The sequence below is a fragment of the Pilosibacter sp. YYHA0881 genome (assembly GCF_051602715.1).
GTDB classification, from domain to species: Bacteria; Bacillota; Clostridia; order Lachnospirales; family Lachnospiraceae; genus Alitiscatomonas; species Alitiscatomonas aceti.
On the sequence record NZ_CP175657.1, the window covers coordinates 3,149,431 to 3,172,571 of the forward strand.

The 23,141-nt window shown below is 45.8% G+C and carries 17 protein-coding genes and 1 pseudogene; 17 read left to right on the forward strand and 1 reads right to left on the reverse strand.

All coding sequences use genetic code 11. The features are described 5' to 3' along the window. Positions 1 to 13 precede the first annotated feature (13 nt). Entirely contained in the window at positions 14 to 2,587 is a 2,574-nt protein-coding gene (locus tag ACI6NM_RS14875) for a TrlF family AAA-like ATPase (protein ID WP_120393136.1), read from the forward strand. Positions 2,588 to 2,802: 215 nt separating this feature from the next. Here ACI6NM_RS14875 and ACI6NM_RS14880 read toward each other — a convergent pair whose 3' ends face one another. Continuing rightward, the gene (locus tag ACI6NM_RS14880) at positions 2,803 to 3,372 is read right to left on the reverse strand and encodes a helix-turn-helix domain-containing protein (protein ID WP_257465458.1); all 570 of its coding nucleotides are present in this window, start codon (positions 3,370 to 3,372) and stop codon (positions 2,803 to 2,805) included. Between the two features lie 562 nt (positions 3,373 to 3,934). On the opposite strand from ACI6NM_RS14880, the gene ACI6NM_RS14885 reads away from it, so the two are divergent. From ACI6NM_RS14885 to ACI6NM_RS14960, 16 genes and pseudogenes are all read left to right on the forward strand, one after another. After that, entirely contained in the window at positions 3,935 to 4,129 is a 195-nt protein-coding gene (locus ACI6NM_RS14885; RefSeq protein WP_438500984.1) for a hypothetical protein, read from the forward strand. 224 nt (positions 4,130 to 4,353) lie between these two features. Further along, positions 4,354 to 5,577 carry a tyrosine-type recombinase/integrase gene (locus ACI6NM_RS14890; protein ID WP_438500985.1) on the forward strand — a complete coding sequence of 408 codons (1,224 nt, stop codon included), beginning with the start codon at positions 4,354 to 4,356 and terminating at the stop codon, positions 5,575 to 5,577. Between the two features lie 250 nt (positions 5,578 to 5,827). Further along, a complete protein-coding gene (clpB, locus tag ACI6NM_RS14895) occupies positions 5,828 to 8,416 on the forward strand; it encodes an ATP-dependent chaperone ClpB (RefSeq protein ID WP_438500986.1) in 2,589 nt (862 codons plus the stop codon). A 269-nt stretch (positions 8,417 to 8,685) separates the two neighbouring features. Next, positions 8,686 to 9,837, forward strand: coding sequence for a glycosyl hydrolase family 18 protein (locus ACI6NM_RS14900; protein WP_438500987.1), 1,152 nt, complete (start codon positions 8,686 to 8,688; stop codon positions 9,835 to 9,837). A gap of 99 nt (positions 9,838 to 9,936) precedes the next feature. Next, positions 9,937 to 11,334, forward strand: a complete 1,398-nt coding sequence (locus ACI6NM_RS14905) for a uracil-xanthine permease family protein (protein ID WP_022272979.1) — start codon at positions 9,937 to 9,939, stop codon at positions 11,332 to 11,334. A gap of 194 nt (positions 11,335 to 11,528) precedes the next feature. After that, complete coding sequence (locus tag ACI6NM_RS14910; protein ID WP_438500988.1) at positions 11,529 to 12,419, forward strand: FAD binding domain-containing protein; 891 nt, start codon at positions 11,529 to 11,531, stop codon at positions 12,417 to 12,419. Next, entirely contained in the window at positions 12,416 to 12,883 is a 468-nt protein-coding gene (locus ACI6NM_RS14915; protein ID WP_438500989.1) for a 2Fe-2S iron-sulfur cluster-binding protein, read from the forward strand. The genes ACI6NM_RS14910 and ACI6NM_RS14915 overlap by 4 nt, the downstream gene beginning before the upstream one ends. Further along, entirely contained in the window at positions 12,880 to 15,174 is a 2,295-nt protein-coding gene (locus ACI6NM_RS14920; protein ID WP_438500990.1) for a molybdopterin cofactor-binding domain-containing protein, read from the forward strand. The genes ACI6NM_RS14915 and ACI6NM_RS14920 overlap by 4 nt, the downstream gene beginning before the upstream one ends. Then, positions 15,171 to 15,881: an NTP transferase domain-containing protein gene (locus ACI6NM_RS14925; RefSeq protein WP_438500991.1), complete on the forward strand. Its 711-nt coding sequence runs from the start codon at positions 15,171 to 15,173 to the stop codon at positions 15,879 to 15,881. Before ACI6NM_RS14920 ends, ACI6NM_RS14925 begins: the two co-directional genes overlap by 4 nt. Before the next feature lie 37 nt (positions 15,882 to 15,918). After that, on the forward strand, positions 15,919 to 16,284 hold the full coding sequence (locus tag ACI6NM_RS14930) for a VOC family protein (RefSeq protein WP_438500992.1): 366 nt from the start codon (positions 15,919 to 15,921) through the stop codon (positions 16,282 to 16,284). A 693-nt stretch (positions 16,285 to 16,977) separates the two neighbouring features. Continuing rightward, the gene (gene fic / locus ACI6NM_RS14935; RefSeq protein WP_215653099.1) at positions 16,978 to 17,580 is read left to right on the forward strand and encodes a protein adenylyltransferase Fic; all 603 of its coding nucleotides are present in this window, start codon (positions 16,978 to 16,980) and stop codon (positions 17,578 to 17,580) included. A gap of 43 nt (positions 17,581 to 17,623) precedes the next feature. Then, a complete protein-coding gene (locus ACI6NM_RS14940; protein ID WP_262427249.1) occupies positions 17,624 to 18,514 on the forward strand; it encodes a Fic family protein in 891 nt (296 codons plus the stop codon). Between the two features lie 20 nt (positions 18,515 to 18,534). Further along, positions 18,535 to 19,617, forward strand: a complete 1,083-nt coding sequence (locus ACI6NM_RS14945; protein WP_022272225.1) for a Fic family protein — start codon at positions 18,535 to 18,537, stop codon at positions 19,615 to 19,617. A gap of 249 nt (positions 19,618 to 19,866) precedes the next feature. After that, positions 19,867 to 20,337 (forward strand): annotated as a pseudogene (locus ACI6NM_RS14950) (IS110 family transposase); the annotation flags it as partial. Between the two features lie 76 nt (positions 20,338 to 20,413). After that, positions 20,414 to 21,570 (forward strand): IS3 family transposase gene (locus tag ACI6NM_RS14955; RefSeq protein WP_262427248.1). Its coding sequence is split into 2 segments (ribosomal slippage): positions 20,414 to 20,663 and positions 20,663 to 21,570, totalling 1,158 coding nucleotides; the frame shifts between segments, so codons are not numbered across the junction. 267 nt (positions 21,571 to 21,837) lie between these two features. Beyond that, entirely contained in the window at positions 21,838 to 23,124 is a 1,287-nt protein-coding gene (locus tag ACI6NM_RS14960; RefSeq protein WP_438500993.1) for a hypothetical protein, read from the forward strand. Positions 23,125 to 23,141 lie beyond the last annotated feature (17 nt).

Genomic DNA, 23,141 nt, shown 5'->3' on the forward strand with positions numbered 1-23,141 from the left:
AAGGAGGGATAAAATGTTTGAATCAGGGCTTGAATTTTTAAGGGCAGATTTTCATCTGCATACACAAAAAGATAAAGAATTTTCATATAGTGGTGAACCAAATGATTTTGTGAAATCATATATTTCGGCATTGAAACAAGCTAATATTTCTGTTGGAGTTATTACCAATCATAATAAATTTGACAAAGATGAATATAAAGCCTTAAAAAGGGCAGCAAGCAAAGAAAAAATATTTATATTACCTGGTGTAGAATTGACTGTTAAAGAGGGAGCTAATGGTATACATACTCTTATAGTTTTTAATCCTGATGAATGGTTAGAAAATGGCAATAATCACATTCAAACATTTTTAACAGCCGCATTTGCAACAATATCTAATCCTGAAAATAGAAATACAAAATGTTGTTATGATTTAAAAAGCACATTGGAAAAACTGGAGGAGTATGGAAAAGATTATTTTGTAATATTTGCCCATGTTGATCAAGGCAGTGGTTTGTTTAACGAATGTGGAGGCGGTCTTTTAGAATCGCTCTCAGGGCTTGCTCCGTTTAGAAAACGAGTTTTAGGAATACAAAAATCGAGGACAAGGGATAATATAAATAAATTTAATCGTTGTTTTGGATATATTCCAGCTCTTATAGAGGGATCGGATCCTAAATCATTGAAAGATATTGGAAAAGGCGATAAACAAACATATTTAAAAATCGGAGAATATTCATATGCGGCGATTAAATTTGCATTACAGGACTATAAAAGTAGAGTTGCTGAATCATTACCGGAAAGAAGACATGGGTATATTGAATCTATAAGTTTTCAAGGCGGAAAATTTGATGGTCAGACTATTAGATTTTCATCAGAGCTTAATTCGTTAATTGGAATTCGCGGAAGTGGAAAGTCGTCTGTGCTTGAAGCAATTCGTTATATATTTGATTTACCGTTGCAAACAGATAAAGAATATAAAGAATCACTGATAAAAAATATTTTTGGCTCAGGAGGAAAAGCAACATTATCTGTTGTTGATAAACATGGCAAACATTATATTGTTAGTCGTATATACGGAGAACAGAGTAATGTTATAGATGAAAATGGACTTGACTTAAATATACAACCGTCAAGCTTGTTTGATGGAATTCAATATTTTGGGCAAAAAGATCTATCAAATAGTGCTGATCATGAAAATGGTCTTCTTGAGAAATTGGTTGGTGGAAAAATAGGGAAAAGTGCAGAAATAACATCTTGTGTGAAGGAGTTGACAACATCGGTTTCTCAATTATTAGATGCGAATAAAATTCCAGAGCAGATTGAGGAATACAAAATTAAAAAATCTGAAGTTGAGCATAAAATGTCTATTTACAAGGAAAAAGGCGTTGCAGAAAAATTAAAAAAACAAACTGGATACACAACAGATAAAGCAAAGTTGGATTCTGTAAAAGGACGAATTGATTCAGCAGTACGAGAATTAAAAAAGTGTTATGATAATAATAAAGATGTGACTTTAGGCTTGCAGGGCGTGGAAAGTGTTTATAATTCTGATATTATAAAGAAGGCAAGTGATATTTTAAGTGCAATTGGAAATGAAATTTTAAAAATTGGAGAGGCCGTCACGCAGATAGAAAGTAATTCGTTAGAATTTGCAGATGTAGTGGAAATGTTATCGAAAAAAATAGATGGATTATCTGATGAATTTGCTGAAATAAAAAGAGAAATCAAAGATGATACGTTAGATATTGATGGATTTGTCAAAATGACAGAAGAGCTGGAAAAATATAAAGAGAATTTAAAGCAACTAGATGAACGAGCTAAATCCAAAAAACAAATAGAAAGTGCATTCAAGAAAGCAATGCGTGAAAGAAATGATATATTATTAGAACAATTCAATGCATATAAACTTGAAATTCAGAAAATTAATGAATCACAAAATGAATTAAAAATCACTATTGATTTTAAAGGTGACAGAGATAATTTTAAATCACAGATGAAGACTGATTTTAGGGGGTCAGGTATTTCTGAAATAAAATATCAATACTTATGTGACACGTTTAGAGATTATGTGGAGCTTATAGAAGACTGGATATTATGTGATGGTATGAAAATCAAGGAAATTATTTCATCCTCAGAATATACAAAGCTTGATAAAAAATTGCAAGATCAGTATGCGGATCTTCTGAAGAATCAGGTTTCCAATAATGTTGAAATATATTATCATGACAAATTATTACGACACCATTCAATAGGGCAGCGTGCGTCAGCTCTTATATTGTTTATACTCATGCAGTCTGATAATGATATTATTCTTATAGATCAGCCAGAAGATGATTTGGATAATAAAATTATTTACGATGAAGTAATTACAGCAATTGCGAAAAAGAAACAAGATATACAATTTATTTTTGCTACACACAATGCTAACATTCCAGTTCTGGGTGATGCTGAAAGAATTTTTGTGGTTGAGTATCAAGATACAACGATTGATATATCGCAAGGGAATATTGACCTGAAATCTACACATAAGCAAATTGTAGATATTATGGAAGGCGGAGAGGAAGCATTTGATAAAAGGCAATTAATTTATACATCATGGAAATAGATTGCATAGATGATCAGATTAAAAAATCAAGAACAAACAAATATGTATATTCCATATTGGACATAATTTAAGTTTCGCTAAGTTTCACTTATATAGGTGTCTGAGGAAAATTTAATAGGAAAAACATGAAAAAAGCACTGAAAACCGTTGGATTATTGGTTTTTACAGTGCTTTTTCTTTTGCTAAAGAGAAAAAAGCAGTGAATTTAAGTTTTGCTAAGTTTCACTGAGTTCTGATTTTGCAGAGCGCCATTGTTTCTTAGGTTCAAACTTTCCACAATCATCACAGGTATACGGCCAATTGATTTTCCATTCAAAATACTCGTCTCTGGTAATCACACCGGATTTCAGTTCATCCATTCGAACTACCCATTCTTTCAGAAAATCATTCAGAACCCCATAATCAAACCACATACAGACAGGAGCATGGGCAGGCCAGCTATCGTTATCATGGTAGTAAACGGAAGTGTCTGCTACTTCATTACATTTTTCACCAGGAAATTTCCGAGGAAGAAACAGGTGCAGGGCAGATGGATTAAATTCATCCAGCCAGAAAAGCAGTTCCATCATTTCGGAAGCGTCACGTCCAGCGGTATCATAGAGGGTATAAGGATTAACATCAAGAGCCGTAGCCATTTTATCGACCAGATCTTTTTTGGGAACACGAACGCCTTTTTCGTATTGTACAATTCTATGTTGATCGGTCAGTCCGATCTTCTCTGACAGTTCTTTTTGTGTCATTTTCCGGAATGTCCGGATTTTTTTTAGTTTCAGATTAAAATTCATAAAGCCACCTCTGCATTAGTCCTGATAAACATCCATTGAAGATAGTAAAATCAAAAAATGAATAACTATTTGTCCATATTATAACACAAACTAGCAGAAAATCAATAAAAAAGAGTACAAAAAAGAACCTAAAACGCATGAAGTGCTATTGACATTAGCAGTAACGGGGGATATAATGGCATTAAATCAAATAGGTACAAAAATGTATACCTAAGAACTTTTGATTATTGAACCTTGAAAATTGAATGAGCTGTATGGGTGCCTTTCGGGCTTAAAGGTAACACAGGATTCCACCGCTGTATCAGAGAATAGTATGTGGAAACCGAAGATACTCCGGCAACGGCTGGTATGTTTGAGAAGAAGATGCCAGTATTCAGAAAGAGTTCTGATAGAGGTCAAATGTAACGTTGACACCGCCATATACAAATGGAAGCCAACACGCCGAACGGAATGGAAAATCATCGTAAGAAGTTCAAACAAAAAATAAATGTACTGACAACGGACATAACCGCTGTCTGGGAGGTGATGCAGAAGAATACGGAGGAAAGGAGGTAGGTGCATCATGAGAAAAACAACAGAGTATAAGGCTGAGAACCGTCTGACGGTAGATATTGAAGGATTAATGGCAATGTTATCCTGCGGAGAAGTAACTGCAAAGAAAATTGCAGACTATGCAGAGGCAAGAGTGATTGTTGGAAGACGTGTTCTCTATAACGTGGATAAGATAAAAAAATATATTGATGTAATGGCAGTGTAATGAAAGATGAGAGGATAAAATACAACAACTTTCCTTCGGAATGAAAAGTGAAAAGTATTCCTGTAAAAAAGGCAAATAAAAATTGGCATTTTGCAGGAATTTACCCTTGGAAATCATAAAATATTATGTTAATCTGTGAGCAGATATCAGACAGTATATGACTGATACCGACAGGACAAAAATCATTCCGAATAACGAAAAATAAAGTGAAAGGAATGATTGATATGGCAAGAAAAGATAATAAAGGCAGAAATTTAAAAACAGGTGAATACCAGCGTCCGGATGGACGTTATGAGTATCGCTACAAGGATGAAATTACCGGAAAGCGTAATTCGGTTTATGCAGCTGATCTGGCGAGTCTGCGAGAAATGGAAAAGAAGATCAATAAGGATATGGATGATTTGCTTATTACAGATGCATCAGTCAAGAAGCTGACCGTAAATACGTTGTTTGAGCGATACATGGCAACAAAGAATATTAAGGAAAGAACGAAAAAGAATTATATCCGTATGTGGGACTACCGGATACGAAATACTTTGGGAAACATTCGTGTTGTGGATTTTAAGATATCTCACGTAAGGACATTCTTTTCCGCATTGTCAGATGAAGGACTGGCACACAGCACGATCAAAGGTCTTTATGGCTTATTGAATCCCAGTTTTGAACTGGCAGTGGAAGATGGGATTATCCGCAAGAATCCGGTAACTGGAACACTTGGAGATTATGGGGCTCCGGCAAAAGAGAAAGAAGCACTGACACTGGAACAGCAGGAAAAACTTCTGAAGTTTGTTGAACAGAGTAATGTGTATAAGCCTCATCTTCCAATGATGCAGGTTATGTTTGGGGCTTGCCTGAGAGTGAGTGAGACCATCGGTTTAACCTGGTCAGATGTGGATATGAAGAATCGGGAGATCCATGTAGGTGGACAGCTTGTGTATTATGAAGGTGATGAAGGATATTGTTTCCATGATTCAGAAACCAAAACGGATGCAGGAATCAGAGATATTCCTATGACACAGATGGTATATGATGCGTTCCGTAAACAGAGAGAGCTGAACCTAATGCTTGGTTTGCAGAGTAATGTAGAGATCGGTGGACGCAGTGGATTCATCTTCAATACAAAGCATGGACGTCCAATTATGCCGGCTGGAGTGAACAGTTTTCTGAAAAATATTGTCAATGCCTATAATAAGAAAGAAAGCAAACTGGCAGAAGAAGAGAAGCGAGAGCCGGAGCTGATGCCTCCTATTTCATCGCATACCCTTCGTCATACGGGATGTACCAGACTGGGTGAGAACAATGTCAATCCCAAAGTTATGCAGTATGTGATGGGCCATTCAGATGCACAGATTACAATGAATGTCTACAATCATATTGCAGAGAAGTCTCACGTGGAAAATGAGATGTCTAAAATGAATCTGCCGGAAACTGTACCTGCTGTGGTATAAACCATAAGCCGTTGTCGTAAAATGTGGTAAGAAAATCAGACGAATATATTTTCCAAAAGATTTGTCGTAAAAATGTGGTCAAATCAAGAAAATCGAGTGCGAAAGCAAGTGAAAAATCCATGTGAAGCCCGTAAAATCAAGGCTTCACAAAAAAATTAGCACTCGCTACTTGACAGTGCTAATAACATGTGTTATATTCTGCCTAGAACAAATAAACAAGATCATTTCCTTTTCAAAAGGAGGATTGTATATGAATATCAGTAAGTTTACACAAAAGTCAGTGGAGGCCGTCCAGGGCTGCGAGAAGCTGGCTTATGAATATGGAAACCAGCAGATCGACCAGGAGCATCTTCTGGTGAGCCTCCTGCGGCTGGAGGACAGCCTGATCATGAAGCTGGTGACGAAAATGGGGATCTCCGGCGGCCAGTTTTTAAATGAGGCGGAGCAGGCGTTAAATAAGCTTCCAAAGGTTTCCGGCGGCGGCCAGGTCTATCTGACCAACGATCTCAACAAGGTCCTCATCAGCGCAGAGGATGAGGCAAAAGCCATGGGAGACGAGTACGTTTCCGTGGAGCACCTGTTCTTATGCCTGTTAAGGGAGCCAAACCGGGCTTTAAAGGAGCTGTTCCGCTTATACGCCATTGACCGGAACAATTTTTTACAGGCTCTTTCCACCGTCCGCGGAAACCAGCGGGTGGTCAGCGACAATCCAGAGGCTACTTATGATACCTTAAATAAATATGGGGCCGATCTGGTGGAGCGGGCCAGGGACCAGAAGCTGGACCCGGTCATCGGCCGGGATGCGGAGATCCGGAATGTGGTCCGGATCCTGTCCAGAAAGACAAAGAATAACCCGGTGCTCATCGGAGAGCCAGGCGTCGGAAAGACGGCCGTGGTGGAGGGCCTTGCCCAGAGGATCGTCCGCGGCGATGTGCCGGAGGGCTTAAAGGATAAAAAGCTGTTTTCCCTGGATATGGGAGCACTGGTGGCAGGAGCCAAATACCGGGGCGAATTTGAGGAGCGGTTAAAGGCTGTTCTGGAGGAAGTGAAAAAGAGCGAGGGGCAGATCATTCTCTTCATCGATGAGCTTCATACCATTGTGGGAGCGGGAAAGACCGAGGGTTCCATGGATGCCGGAAATATGTTAAAGCCCATGCTGGCCAGGGGCGAGCTCCACTGCATCGGCGCCACGACCCTGGACGAATATCGGAAATATATTGAAAAGGATCCGGCCCTGGAGCGGCGGTTCCAGCCGGTGACGGTGGATGAGCCCACGGTGGAGGATACCATCTCCATCCTCCGGGGACTGAAGGACCGGTATGAGGTCTTCCATGGAGTAAAGATCACCGATTCGGCCCTGGTTTCGGCGGCGGTCCTGTCCAACCGGTATATCAGCGACCGGTTCCTTCCGGATAAGGCCATTGACCTGGTGGACGAGGCCTGTGCCATGATAAAGACCGAGCTGGACTCCATGCCCACCGAGCTTGATGAGCTGTCCAGGAAGATCATGCAGCTGGAGATCGAGGAGGCAGCCTTAAAGAAGGAAACCGACCATCTGAGCCAGGAGCGGCTGGCGGATCTCCAGAAGGAGCTGGCGGAGCTTCATGACACCTTTGCCTCCCAGAAGGCCCAGTGGGAGAACGAGAAGGCGTCGGTGGACCGGCTTTCCAGCCTCCGTGAGGAGATCGAGAGCCTGCACCGCCAGATCCAGGACGCCCAGCAGAAGTATGACCTGAATAAGGCGGCGGAGCTCCAGTACGGAAAGCTTCCGCAGCTGGAAAAGGAGCTGGAGGCCGAGGAGGAAAAGGTAAAGAACCAGGATCTGAGTCTGGTCCATGAAAGCGTTACAGAAGAGGAGATCGCCAGGATCATTTCCCGGTGGACGGGGATCCCAGTAGCAAAGCTTACAGAAAGTGAGCGGAATAAGACACTTCATCTGGATGAACAGCTCCATAAGCGGGTGGTGGGCCAGGATGAAGGCGTGGAGAAGGTCACAGAGGCCATTATCCGGTCCAAGGCCGGGATCAAGGATCCCACCAAGCCCATCGGCTCCTTCCTGTTCTTAGGCCCCACCGGCGTCGGAAAGACGGAGCTGGCCAAGGCCCTGGCGGAGAGCCTGTTTGATGACGAGAACAACATGGTGCGGATCGATATGAGCGAATATATGGAAAAGCATTCCGTGTCCCGTCTCATCGGTGCGCCTCCAGGATATGTGGGCTACGATGAGGGCGGCCAGCTGACCGAGGCAGTCCGCAGAAAGCCCTACTGCGTGGTCTTATTTGACGAGGTGGAAAAGGCCCATCCGGATGTGTTCAACGTGCTTTTACAGGTACTGGACGACGGGCGGATCACCGATTCCATGGGAAAGACCGTGGACTTTAAGAATACGATCCTCATCCTGACCTCCAACATCGGCTCCCAGTATCTCCTGGAGGGCATCGATGAGAACGGGAATATCCGGCCGGAGGCGGAGCAGATGGTCATGAACGACCTTCGGGCCCATTTCCGTCCAGAGTTTTTAAACCGTCTGGATGAGACCATCCTCTTTAAGCCTCTGACAAAGGACAACATCGGAGGGATCGTGGATCTTCTGGCGGCAGACATCAACCGGCGTCTGGCCGATAAGGAGCTGACCATCGCCCTGTCCAATGAGGCAAAGCAGTTCATCGTGGACAATGGCTACGATCCGGTTTACGGAGCCAGACCGCTGAAACGGTATCTGCAGAAAAATGTGGAGACCCTGGCGGCAAAGCTGATCCTTTCCGACGGCGTTCATACAGGAGATACCATCCTGATCGACGTGGTGGACGGACGGCTGACAGCGCTGGCTGAACGATAACTGAACGGATATGACTGAAATCACCCGGAAGGGACGGTTCCATATGGGAACGTTCTTTTCCGGGTATTTTTATATCATGGGAAAATGCGTCCCATGATATTAAAACGCTCCGCAGGGACAGCCATGGGCCGGAAGCAGTTTTTCCGCAGAGGGAGCAAAAAAGCGGCCCGTCCGCAGGCGGAAAAGCACGCAGGTGCGTTTTTTCGTTCCCCCGGACAGCCCATGCTCATATATTAATTAGGAAAGAAATGGATGGGGAGCGGGAGAACGTGTCAGTTTACGTGGTAAAGGAAGGAGACAATGTGGACCGGATCGCAGAGACGGCCGGTATCCCTGTGGGAGAGCTTCTGTGGGCCAACCAGATAGAATATCCATACCGCCTGGCTGTGGGCCAGTCGCTCCTGATCCCGGAAGGACCGGCGGCGGACCGGGAACAGTCCAGGCGGGAGCTATACTCATTTGGTTATGCATATCCGTTTATTTCAAGGGAGACGGCGGAGCAGACGCTTCCGTTTCTGACAGATCTTTATATTTTTTCCTACGGCTTTACAGAACAGGGAACACTGATCCCGCCTTCGTCCGATGATACCTGGCTGATCCGCCAGGCAGCGGATGCCGGCGTGAATCCCATGATGGTCCTGACGCCCCTGGGAACAGACGGCCGCTTTAACAACAATCTGGTGACGGCGCTGATGGAGGACAGGAGACTCCAGGAGAGGCTGATCTGGGAGCTGGGACGGACGATGACAGAAAAGGGCTACCGGGGGCTGGACATTGATTTTGAGTACGTCCGGGCAGAGGACGGGCCGGCCTTTGCAGAATTTACAGGCCGTGTGCGCCGTGTGCTCCAGGTATTCGGTTATCCGGTCTCTGTGGCCCTGGCTCCGAAAACGTCGCCGGACCAGAAGGGACTTTTATATGAAGGCATCGATTACCGTCTGTTAGGGGAGGCGGCGGACCGGGTGATGCTGATGACGTATGAATGGGGATATACATACGGTCCGCCCATGGCCGTAGCTCCCCTCAATATGGTCCGCCGGGTGGTGGAGTATGCGGTTTCAGCCATCCCGGTGGAAAAGATCAGCCTTGGGATGCCCAATTATGGATATGAATGGCCCCTTCCCTATGTGCGCGGGACCACAAAGGCCCAGTCCATCAGCAACCGGGAGGCGGTGGCCCGGGCCATCGATCATGGAGTCCCGATCCGGTTCGACGAGACGGCCTGGTCCCCATACCTTCGTTATTGGCAGTACGGGATCCAGCATGAGATCTGGTTTGAGGATGTGCGGAGCATTCAGGGAAAGTTTGACCTGATCCGGGAATATGGCCTTCTGGGGGCCGGTTACTGGCAGCTGATGAATTTTTTCCGTCCCAACTGGCTTTTAATGGAAGAAAAATTCCGAATTATTAGAAATAATTAAAGTTTCTGAATATTCATTGGGTTATTGACTTTTTTTCTCCTATCGCCCATGATAGAGGGGCTGAAAAAAGCAGAAAAAGGCTAAAAAGGAGAGAGAAAAGTGGAAAAAGCAGAAACAAAAGGAGCGGCGTTTGACTTTTATGGGAAGCTTCCGCTCACAAAGGCAGTTCCCCTGGGGCTTCAGCATGTGCTGGCCATGTTTGTGGGAAATCTGACTCCGATCCTCATCATCACAGGCGCCTGCGGCATTGGAGCAGGCAGCGAATTTGCAGAGCTGCAGGTGGATCTGCTGCAGAACGCCATGCTGGTGGCCGGGATCGTGACACTGGTGCAGCTTTACGCCATCGGTCCTGTGGGAGGAAAGGTCCCCATTATCATGGGAACCAGCTCCGGCTTCATCGGTGTATTCAACAGTGTGGCAAAGGTCATGGGCGGCGGCATTGCCGGCTACGGGGCCATTATGCTGGCCTCCGTTCTTGGCGGCCTGTTTGAGACGGTCCTGGGCTTTTTATTAAAGCCCCTGAGGCGGTTTTTCCCGGCAGTGGTCACTGGAACAGTAGTCCTTTCCATCGGCCTGTCCCTGGTATCCGTGGGCGTCAATTCCTTTGGCGGCGGAAATATGGCAGCTGATTTTGGTTCCATTGAGAACCTGGCTCTGGGCGCTCTTGTGACAGTGGTGATCATCGCGTTTAAGCACGGAACAAAGGGCATGACCAGCGCATCGTCCATTCTGATCGGAATCATCGCCGGATATATTGCGTCGGCTGTCATGGGCCTCTTTTTATCCCCCACAGGCATTACTGCTGATGGCGTGGAGTATACCAAGGCATGGGTCTTAAACTGGGACAAGGTGGCGGAGGCCTCCTGGTTTTCCATACCGAAGCTGATGCCGGTCCCCCTGGTCTTTGACCTGCGTGCCATCGTCCCGGTGCTGATCATGTTCATCGTAACGGCAGTGGAGACCGTGGGCGATATTTCCGGAGTGATGGAAGGCGGCATGGGACGGGAAGCGACCGATTCTGAGCTTTCCGGCGGCGTTATCTGCGACGGTCTGGGCTCCAGCTTTGCAGCCCTGTTCGGCGTGCTGCCCAACACATCCTTCAGTCAGAACGTGGGCCTGGTGGCCATGACAAAGATCGTCAACCGGCATGCCCTGGCCACAGGAGCCGTATTCCTGGTGTTCTGCGGCCTGCTCCCCAAGCTGGCGGCGCTGATCTCCATTATGCCCCAGAGCGTTCTGGGCGGAGCGGCGGTGATGATGTTTTCATCCATCGTCATCAGCGGCATCCAGCTGATCACAAAGGAGCCGCTGACAGCCAGGAACATCACCATCGTATCCACGGCCCTGGGACTTGGCTACGGCATTGGTGCCAATGGCGCAGTGATCGCCGGACTTCCCGAGGCAGTACAGCTGATCTTCGGAGGCTCCGGTATCGTTCCGGCAGCGATCCTGGCCATTGTCCTGAACATTGTGATCCCCAGAGAGAAGGAGGCTTAAAGGGCCTGGCTGCTGGCTTCCGGACTGAAAGCAGGAAGGAGGCCGGGAGGTATCTGGATACCAGGGCGTACCAGAAGAGATCCAGAAGGGGCCCGAAGGCCGGAACAGGCCAGACGGGCCCTTTTTAGAAAGTAAAAGTGGAAAATATCCGCCCTGCGGCTTATAATAGAAAATCATATGGAGGAGGGAAACGGATGCTTAAATTCAGAGAATATGTGCGGGCGGAGAGCCTGGAGGACGCTTATGTGCGGAACCAGAAAAAATCAGCCCATATCCTCGGCGGCATGCTGTGGCTGAAAATGCAGAACCGGACGGTGCAGACGGTCATCGATCTGTCGGACCTGGGACTTTCCGGTATTGAAGAGACGGAAGAGGAATACAGGATCGGGGCCATGACTAGCTTAAGGGAGCTGGAGCTCCATAAGGGACTTGACGCCATGACCGGAGGAGCCGTCCGGGAGAGCCTGCGTCACATCGTGGGCGTCCAGTTCCGGAACCTGGCCACCGTGGGCGGCAGTATTTTCGGACGGTTTGGATTTTCTGACGTGCTGACCATGTTCCTGGCCCTGGATTCCTGGGTGGAGCTGTACCATGGAGGTCTGGTGCCCATGGAGCGGTTTGCGGCAGAGGGAGCAGAAAATGATATTCTGGTGAGGGTCATCGTAAAGAAGGAGAAACGGCGGTACGCCTACCTGTCCCACCGGAACACAAAGACGGATTTTCCTGTGATGGCCTGTGCGGTGGCCGTTGGGGAAGGATGGAGATCCGGAGAAGGGGAACGGGCTGCCGGACGGGCTGTTTTCGGGGCGACTCCGGCCCGGGCCAGATCCTATGAGCTTCCGGCAGAATGGCTGGAGCGGTTTCAGGGCTCCGGAGAGGAAGAGCGGAAGGTTCTGGCTGCGGAGCTTGCATCTGTGGTCCCCACGGGCAGCAATATCCGGGCGGGAAAGGAATTCCGCAGCCACCTGGCGGGTGTTCTCCTGTACCGGGGACTGATGGAAGCATTGTACGGCGGAAGCGGACAGGCCGCAGGAGCCGGCGCTCCGGCCTGCCTGACAGAAGAGAAGGAGGGACAGAGGGCATGAAGATTTCACTGGTCTTAAATGGGAAAAATGTGGAGGCACAGATCCCTGATGACAGGCTTCTCATTGATTTTTTACGGGATCACGGCTGTCTCAGCGTGAAGCGGGGCTGCGAGTCGTCCAACTGCGGCCTCTGCACGGTGTTTATGGATGATAAGCCGGTCCTTTCCTGTTCTGTCCTGGCGGCCCGGGCCGACGGCCACAGGATCGATACCCTGGAGGGGCTCCAGAAGGAGGCTGAGGAGTTCGGAGCGTTCATCGCCGACCAGGGAGCAGAGCAGTGCGGCTTCTGCAATCCGGGCATGGTCATGAATGCCATTGCCATGTTCCGGGAAAATCCGGACCCCACGGACGATGAGATCCGGGAATATCTGGCCGGGAACCTGTGCCGCTGCTCCGGCTACGAGGGACAGCTCCGGGGGATCCGCGCGTTTATTGAATATAAAAAGAGAGGAGGAGCGTCATGAAGAATGTAAATCAGGGGATCCGTAAGAAGGACGCCATGGCGCTTCTGACGGGAAAACCGGTGTATATGGACGATCTGGCCCCCAGGGACTGTCTGATCGTTAAGGTGTTAAGGAGCCCTCACGCCAATGCCATGATCCAGTCCGTAAAGACGGATGGGGCCATGAAGGTACCGGGGATCGCAGCCGTTTATACCTGGGAGGACGTGCCTGCGGAGCGGTTCACCATGGCCGGGCAGACGTATCCGGAGCCCAGCCCCTACGACCGGCTGATCTTGGACCGGCACGTGCGGTACGTGGGAGATCCGGTGGCCATTGTGGCCGGGGAGACCGAGGACGCTGTGGACCGGGCCTTAAAGCTGGTGAAGGTGCAGTATGAGGTGCTTCCGGCTATTCTGGACTTCCGGACTGCCAAGGATAACGAGATCCTGGTCCATCCCGAGGACAGCTGGAGATCTCTTTGTCCTGTGGGAGCAGACAATAAGAGGAATCTGTGCGCCAGCGAGGTATCCGGCCAGGGGGATGTGGATGCTGTCCTGGCAGAGTGCGACGTGGTGGCAGAGGGTACATACCATACCCTGGCCGACCAGCAGGCCATGATGGAGACCTTCCGGACTTGCTGCTATTTTGACGCCTACGGACGGCTGAACATTTTAAGCTCCACCCAGATCGTGTTCCATGTGCGGCGGATCATTTCCAACGCCCTGGGTATCCCCAAGTCGAAGATCCGGGTCGTGAAGCCCAGGATCGGCGGCGGCTTCGGAGCGAAGCAGACGGTGGTTTCTGAGATCTTCCCGGCTTTTGTCACCTGGAAGACGGGGCGGCCGTCCAAAATGATCTTTTCCCGGACGGAGAGCCAGACGGCCTCCACTCCCCGCCATGAGATGGAGGTCTCTGTGCGGATCGGAGCCAATAAGGACGGGATCATCCAGGCCATCGATGTGTATACCTTATCCAATACAGGAGCATATGGCGAGCACGGACCCACGACTGTGGGACTTTCCGGCCATAAGTCCATTCCGCTGTACGGTACTCCCAAAGCCCACCGGTTTGCCTACGACGTGGTCTATACCAACGTGATGTCGGCGGGAGCCTACCGGGGCTACGGAGCCACCCAGGGGATCTTTGCCGTGGAGTCGGCAGTCAACCAGCTGGCGGAAAAGCTGCACATGGATCCGGTGGAGCTGCGTCTCAAAAATGTGGTGCGCCAGGGAGATGTGATGCCGGCCTATTACGGCGAGACAGCGGCAAGCTGTACCCTGGATCGATGTCTGATGCGTACAGCGGAGATGATCGGTTGGAAGGAAAAATTCCCCTGCCGGGACATGGGAAATGGAAAGGTGAGGAGCGTCGGCATCGCCATGGCCATGCAGGGCTCCGGGATCTCCGGCGTGGACGTGGGCTCGGCTTCCATCAAGCTCAATGAGGACGGATACTATACGCTGACCATCGGGGCGGCAGACATGGGAACAGGCTGCGATACCATCCTGGCCCAGATGGCGGCGGAGTGCCTGGACTGCTCCACAGACCAGATCACCGTTTACGGGGCGGATACGGATGCTTCTCCTTATGACTCCGGATCCTATGCGTCCAGCACCACCTATGTGACGGGAAAGGCCGTGGAGAGAGCCTGCGGAAAGCTGCTGGAGAAGATGGAGGACAAGGCGGCGGAGCTTCTGAGAGCGCGGTATGCGGCGGATGTTTCCGGCGCGGAACTGGAGTTTGACGGGACACGCTTCCTGGATCCGGCTACCGGAGAGTCGGTGACTCTGACAGACCTGGGGACGGCGTCCATGTGCGGCAGCCAGGAAGCCCTCCAGGTGACGGAGACCCACAGCTCTCCCGTATCGCCGCCGCCGTTCATGGCAGGCGTGGTGGAGATTGAGCTGGATAAGGAGACAGGCCATGTGGAGATCCTGGACTATGCGGCTGTGGTGGACTGCGGAACGGTCATCAATCCCAACCTGGCCCGGGTCCAGACCGAGGGCGGCATTGTCCAGGGAATTGGAATGGCCTTATATGAGAATGTCCAGTACGACAAAAAGGGTCATATGATGAACAACTCGTTCATGCAGTATAAGATCCCCACCCGGCTGGATATGGGAAGGCTGCGGGTAGAATTTGAAAGCAGCTATGAGCCCACCGGCCCCTTCGGAGCCAAGTCCATCGGAGAGATCGTCATCAACACGCCGTCCCCGGCCATTGCCCATGCCATTGCCAACGCCACAGGGCTGTGGTTTAAGGAGCTTCCCATCACCAGTGAGAAGATCGCCATGGGACTGTTGAAGAAATGAAAATAAGATGTGTGTATCTGGCGGCTGGAAACAGCCGCCGGTTTGGAAAAAACAAGCTTTTTCATACGATCGGGCAGAAGCCCATGTACCTACATCTGCTGGACCGGCTGGCGGCTGTGGCAGAAAGGCATAAGGATCTGGAGATCGTGGTGGTGTCCCAGTATGAGGAGCTTTTGCAGGAGGCGTCAGGAGAAGGCCCCGGGCCAGTCTGCGATCCCTCTGTGGAAAAGGAGCGAAGGGCCCTTCTTGCCGGCTCCGGCCGTCTGTATCCTGTATACAGCCCCCAGAGCCGGGAGGGAGTATCCCACAGCATCCGGGCCGGGATCCTGGCGGGAATGCCGGAATCCAGCCCGATCTCTGGAATGTGCAGGCAGGAGGCCGGGAGAGAGCCGGACGCCTATGTGTTTTTTGTGGCCGACCAGCCGTGGTTTTCGGAAAGGACCGTGGAGACTTTTCTGGAATTCATGAAGAAGGTTTCAGGCGAAGACCGGGAAAGCCATCCGATCGGCTGCGTTTCCTGCCTGGGGGAGCCGGGGAATCCGGTGTGGTTTTCTGCATTTTATAAGGATGAGCTTCTGGCTCTGTCCGGGGACCGGGGGGGAAAACGGGTCATGAAAGCCCATATGGACCAGGTACATTTTTTTGAAGTAGAGGAAGAGAGAGAACTTTGGGATGTGGATACCCTGGAGGACCAGGCTGGCCGGTAATCCAGGGACATCCATGGAAAAAAGAAAGGAGTCTCATATGAAACCAGAATCCAGCGTAATATTCTTTCCGTGCAAAAATATGGAGGAAACAAAAAAATATTATACCACTGTTTTAGGGCTCCCCGTTTATAAGGATCTGGGGTCCAGCGTGTGGTTTGACTGCGGGTACGGCTATCTGGCCTTCTGCGATTATGGTCCAGCCCGGCCCATGGCCACAGGCCAGTGCATTTCCTTTAATCTACCGTCCCTGGAGGATGTGGACCGCATGTATGAAGCCTTAAAGAGCCGACCGGCTCTGGGACTTTCTGCCCCACCGGCCCACCACCCGAAATTTCCGGTGTATTCCTTCTTCTTTTCTGATCCCAATGGATATACGCTGGAGTATCAGAGGACGACGGACTAGGATATTGGGCGCAGGATAGGGAATGAGCGGGTGGGAATGATTTCAGAGACCCGAAAAAGCCTGGAATGCCTGGGTTTTCTAAGGCTTAATACCCTCTGTGGCAACGATTTTGCAACATGTTTTCATGATCCATAAAAGAGGGATAACTGATTTTGATTCGTCAGCTAGCTCTCTTATAAAAATATCCCACATAAAAGCGGGCATATGAAACACATGGTCAAGAGAAAAGCGGAGCGATTATTAGAGAAATATATGCGTCTTTCCGACAGAGGAAGGATGATTGGAAGAAACCAGCTCGGAAACGGGATGGTTTCTTCTGTTATATAGGGATATAATGCTTTTGCTTTCAAAAGTGAAAAATATTCAAAGTTTTGAAAATGAGTAAAGTGCAGAGTTTAAGTTTTCATACAAAAAATAAACAAAAAAACGAGGAAAAGTGAGTTGTAAAACGGATTTTCATTTTAGGTGAGGTTTTTGTCGTTGGTAAATCACACAAATTTTATGAAAATATGCTGATAATTATATAAGTATAGTTTTATTGTCGAGTTGTCGTTGTCCTGCTCATCTGTATATTTTTACCCCAATCGGCAAAAATAAAATATGAAGCGATGTATAAAAAACTGTAATAATTGCCGATAATGTGGTATAATTATTCTGAGATATTCGATTATCGTTAGAATGCGAGGTAATGTAATGCTTGAAAACAAACTGGGAATTACAGATTCAGCGGAATTAGCAAGAATAGAAGAAAAAATCAGCAAGCAGAAAGCAGTTGAAATGTTTGAAAGTGGATATTTGGAAAGTTTAGAAGCTGGAACCTTTGAAAGCCTTGCTAAGATTCATAAGTATCTTTTTGATGAAATATATGATTTTGCCGGTGAGGTTCGCAAAGTGAATATTTCAAAAGGGAATTTCCGTTTTGCTCCATTGATGTATCTGGATGCAGCTTTGCAGAGCATTGACAAAATGCCTCAGTCCACATTTGATGAAATTGTCGAAAAATATGTGGAAATGAACGTGGCTCATCCGTTTAGGGAAGGCAACGGCAGAAGCACAAGAATCTGGCTGGATCTGATGCTGAAAAAAGAAATCGGATATGTCGTTGACTGGAGTAAAGTGGATAAGGAAGATTATCTGCTGGCCATGGAGCGCAGCCCGATTAAAGATATAGAAATTAAGTTCCTTTTGAAAAATTCCCTTACAGACAATGTAAATGACAGAGAAATCTATATGAAAGGCATAGATCACAGCTACTACTACGAAGGCTACTATGTATACAAAACCCAGGAACTGTAAATGAGTTGGAAAATCTGAGATTGAGATAGGCGGAGGATATTAGATGCGATACCTTTCTGTTGCAGAGACAGCAAAAAGATGGGATATATCGGAGAGAAGTGTTCGTAATTATTGTGCTCATGGACGTGTTCCAGGGGCGTTTCTTACCGGAAAGACCTGGAATGTACCGGAAGATGCAGCAAAGCCATTACGAGCAAATCAGAAGGAGAATAAGCCGAAAACTTTGCTTTCTATTCTTCAGGAAGAAAAGAAAAGTAAATATTCCGGGGGGATTTATCATAAGACACAGATTGATTTAACCTATAATTCCAATCATATGGAAGGCAGCCGGTTGACTTACGATCAGACAAGATATATTTTTGAGACAAATACCATCAGCGTGGAAAATGAAACATTGAATGTGGATGATGTGATTGAAACAGCCAACCATTTTCGATGTATTGATATGATTATTGATAATGCGAAATCTGCACTGTCCGAGAAGTTTATCAAAGAGCTGCATTTGATTTTGAAATCCGGAACCAGTGATTCACGATTGGAGTGGTTTTCGGTAGGTGATTACAAGAAAAGGCCCAATGAAGCTGGTGGTATGCCGACAGCAATGTCGGAAGAAGCTGCCGATAAAATGAAAGCTCTGCTGACTGAGTACAACGGAAAAGAGGAAAAGACTTTTGAGGATGTTCTGGATTTTCATGTGAAGTTTGAGAGAATCCATCCGTTCCAGGATGGCAATGGCCGTGTGGGCAGGCTGATTATGTTTAAGGAATGCCTGAAATATAATATCGTTCCGTTCATTATCGAGGATAATTTGAAGATGTTCTACTATCGTGGCTTGAAAGAGTGGAACAATGAGAAGGGGTATCTGACAGATACCTGTTTGACAGCACAGGATAAATATAAAGCATATTTGGATTATTTTAGGATTAAATATTAAGCAGGAAACGGGGTGCAGCTATGTCAGCAGAAAAAAACTGGCAATTTGAGCTTGAAGAATATATCAAACAGGGTGAACCTGATCAAATTGAAAAAAGTGAAGCGTGGCAGACTGCAATCGGCTTGCAGGCGGTAGATGGTTTGAAAACCTCTGCTTATCTATTAGATACTGCCAAGGAACATATCGAAGGAAAAATCAGCATTGACGAAGCACAGAAACGTATTCAGAGTTATTACGAGCAGCGTACGGACCGTATGGAGATTGAGAACGACACCAGGGAAGCGGATATTGTGTCCGCAAGAATTGCGAAGTTGTTGGGCGAGAAAGCATTTCAGTTCTCACCGGCTGAATGGCTGACGATTCATCGCAGACTGTTTGAAGGTGTGTTTCCCCATGCCGGTCAGATTCGTCAATACAATATTACGAAAAAAGAATGGGTGCTGAAAGGCGATACTGTCACCTACGCAGCGTGGAACAGTATCAAAGACACCCTTGACTATGATTTCGCAACAGAGAAGCAGTTTTCTTATGGAGGTTTGTCTGTAGAACGTAGCGTGAAGCATCTTGCCAAATTCGCTTCGGATATATGGCAGATTCATCCGTTTTGTGAGGGCAACACCAGAGCCACGGCAGTTTTTATGATTAAGTACATGAAAACCTTCGGATTTAAGGTAAATAACGATGCCTTTGAAAAGAACTCTTGGTATTTTCGCAACGCATTGGTAAGAGCAAATTATAATGATTTGCAGAACAGTATTCACGCTACTACAGAATTCCTGGAAATGTTTTTCAGTAATTTGATCTTGGGAACGGAATATGAACTGAAAAACAGATATATGCATGTGGACTATACGGAGGCTAATCTCCAAAGTGTCAATCCTAAAGTTCCAAAGTCTCATTTTGACACTTTGGAATGCACTTTAGAAGAACTGGCGGTCTTAGAATTGATTTATAAGAACCCGTCAATTAAGCAAAAAGACCTTGTGTCAGAGATCGGAAAATCTCTCAGCACTGTAAAGCGAATTATGGAATCCTTGCAAAAGAAGGAATACATTCGCAGAGTCGATGGAAAACGCTATGGAAAATGGGAAGTTTTGATTTAAACAATTATTAAGAAAGAGGAACCGACAATGGCTGAAATCATTCGTGACATCAAAATGTCAGATGCAAAGTGATGTTGTATAAATAAAGTTGACACCTTATTCTCAAAGAATTCATGTATAATAAAGAGAATAAGGAGCTTCCTGTATAATAAAAAACGTGGATGTTGAAAATTAAAAATACCTCAGAGTACAATAAGACTACTGACTGGCAGGTTAGTAAAAATCTTATTGAACAGAGAGGTATCTACAATGAAGTCTAACACACAGAATGCAAAAATTGAAGCTATTACAGAAAAAACTTTGATACTCGGAATCGATGTCGGAAGTGAAACGCACTATGCCAGAGCCTTTGATTACAGAGGAATCGAGTATTCAAGGAAGCCATTTAAGTTTAGCAACACAGAGGAAGGATTTGTGACAATTAAGGAATGGATCCTGGACCTCAAAGATAGACATGAGAAGGATAAGGTGGTTCCAGGTATGGAACCGACCGGGCACTACTGGTTCAATCTTGGAAAATTTCTACAGGATAATGAAATGAAACCGGTTCTTGTGAATCCTCACCATGTGAAAAAATCAAAAGAACTCGACGACAATCATCCAACTAAAAATGACCGTAAGGATCCGAAAGTTATAGCAGGATTAGTTAGAGAGGGACGTTACATGATCCCATACCTGCCGGATGGAGTTTACGCTGATCTTAGAACAGCATCAAACATTGAAGTGCTATACTAATGTTGTAACAGGAGTGGCTAATAAGATATAATCAATCTTATAAAGAAAAGAGGTACACATTATGCCACAGAGTTACACCCCTGAATTTAAAAAGAAGATTGTCCGCCTTCACGAGGAAGAAGGACGCACTTACAAAAGCATCACTGCTGAATACGGCGTATCCAAAGCCAGTATTTCCAAGTGGTGCAGTGAATTTAGCAAAGAATGCCGAACAAAAGCCCTCGAAAATCCAGATATTCCAAATGAAATGGAACTTATGAAAGAGAATCTCCGATTGCGCAAGGAACTGGAAGAAGCAAAAAAGGAAAATCTCTTCTTAAAAAAAGCAGCGGCATTCTTTGCAAAGGAAATCGATTAGAGGCTTATCGATTTATTGAACAATATCATGAGTTGTTTGGTCTACGGTGGCTCCTTCGCGGGCTTGAAATCTGTCCAAACGCGTATTATAACTACCGGAAACACAGGAAGGCGGATTATTATGCCAATAAAGCAGAAGTACACGCGCAGATTCAGGAAATCTATCATATCCACAATGGTGTTGATGGTTACCGGAGCATGAAAGTCTATCTGGAACGCAGAGGCTACTCTTACAGTACAGCTACCGTTCATAAATATATGAATACAGAGCTGGGACTCCATTCCATTGTCCGCCCAAAGAAGCCTGAATATGAGCACGGAAAACCGCATAAAATATTCGACAATAAACTTAATCAGGATTTCACAGCAGATGAAATCAACCGGAAATGGTGTACGGATTTTACATATCTGTTCCTTTCGAATCATGAGGTACGCTACAACTGTACCATACTAGATTTGCACGACCGAAGTGTGGTTGCCAGCATTACAGACCGCAGGATCACCAGCAATCTTGCCATTCGAACATTCCAGAAAGCATTGGAATCCCAACCGCCCATCAAAGGTGGCCTGATTTTGCACTCAGATCAGGGATCGCAATTTACATCAAAGGCATTCGTTGAATTCTGCGAGTCAGTAAATGTGACACAGAGTATGAGTAAGGCAGGATATCCGTATGACAATGCACCGATGGAGCGTTACTTTAACACACTGAAAAACGAGTGTACAAATCTATATGAATTTGAAACAGAAAAAGCACTCTATCAAAAAGTAGAAGAATTTGCATATGTTGACTACAATCATGTGCGTCCGCACAGTTTTAATGATTATCGTACACCATACGAAGCCCGGATGGCAGCGTAACTGATTCATGATATTTTTTAGCCACAAGTGTTACAAAAGTGCTTGACCACAACAATGCAGGGGTTGGAAAATGCAAGAAAAGAGATGGGGATTTCGGACAAGGATGATAAGCCTTTGAAACAGAATATGTTCAAGGTGATTTGATAATAGAATATTGATATAGATTTGTGGCACTCAGGCTTATAGCTTGGGTGCCTTTTTGACTGGTGAGAATGTAGTTTATATGGTAAAATATCATAAAGGGGATTTTGACTATGTAGGAGAGGGATGATTTTTATTTTGGAAACCGTAGTAGAAAGAATAGATGTTATGGTAGGAATGAAATGTGGGTGTTTGCAAGTTTTAGATGATGGTGAAGAATATAGAAAAATTATAGAAAAACGCATATCTAATATAGAAGAAGAAAAGAAAAATTTTCTTCAAGCTGTGGAAAAAGGTGAATATGCTCGAAGAGATTGGCATGGGTGGAATGGTGAAAAAAGTATTATTACACCAGCATATTTATATAAGCCTGTTAATTTTGAAGTTTATGGTGATTCGGTTACGATTGCTGATTTTGAAAAAGTTATTTCCAGTTTACATAAAGAAAAGGAAATCATACATTATAAATGTAAGTGCAGAAAGTGTGGAAAAATACGATATTATTCTGAACGAACATTGAAAACAGAACCGAAGGTCTGTTATAAGCCAATGTATTGCTCATCGAAGTTTACTTATTCTATAAAAGCTAGTAATGCTAATTACAATAAAAGAAGGAAGTATGAGAACAATGAAGCAGTATGTTTGGTAGATAATAAAGATAAGATTGTTCCGGCAACAGACTATTGTGATGCATGGAATGAAAAAAGAAGCAAGGAATTAATAAAATTAGCAGAAAAGGATGCAAGGACAATAGCTACAATTCCGAGAAAACTGGCAAAGAATTATAATATTGATTATGTGGGAAGAAGGTACGAGTCGCTTGATGTACTTGAATGTGTGAACAATTCATTAGAGAGTGTACCTACCCCATATTATACGCAACGACATGAAAAGAAATATCATGATATTACAATATATAAAGAGTATCGTTGCAGATGTTATTTGTGTGGAAAAGAAAAATTGATAAAGTGCGATAAATTTGGCATTTTTCCACCTACTGAATATGAATATAGAGCCTATGGAGGATATTGGAGTGATGTTTTATGTGATTGCCATGCGATTTCTTCGTTTCAGTGGATTGTAACTGATATTTTGATGAAAAATGGTATTGATTATAGGGTGGAAGTCTCTTTTGATGGTGTGTATGGAATTGATAATGAAACACCGCTACGATTTGATTTTGCTATATATAAAGAAGGAAAGGTATGGGCATTAATTGAATGTCAAGGTGAGCAGCACTTTATGCCAGTTGAAGAATTTGGTGGAGAACATAAATTTATTATCCAACAAAGAAATGATGAGGAAAAAAGAAAGTATGCAAAGGAACATAAAATAAAGTTAATTGAGATTTCATACAAGAATAAGAAGTATGAAACCGTGGAATCCATATTGAGAGATCAACTTGTTATTTAATTTAAAAAATAAGGATG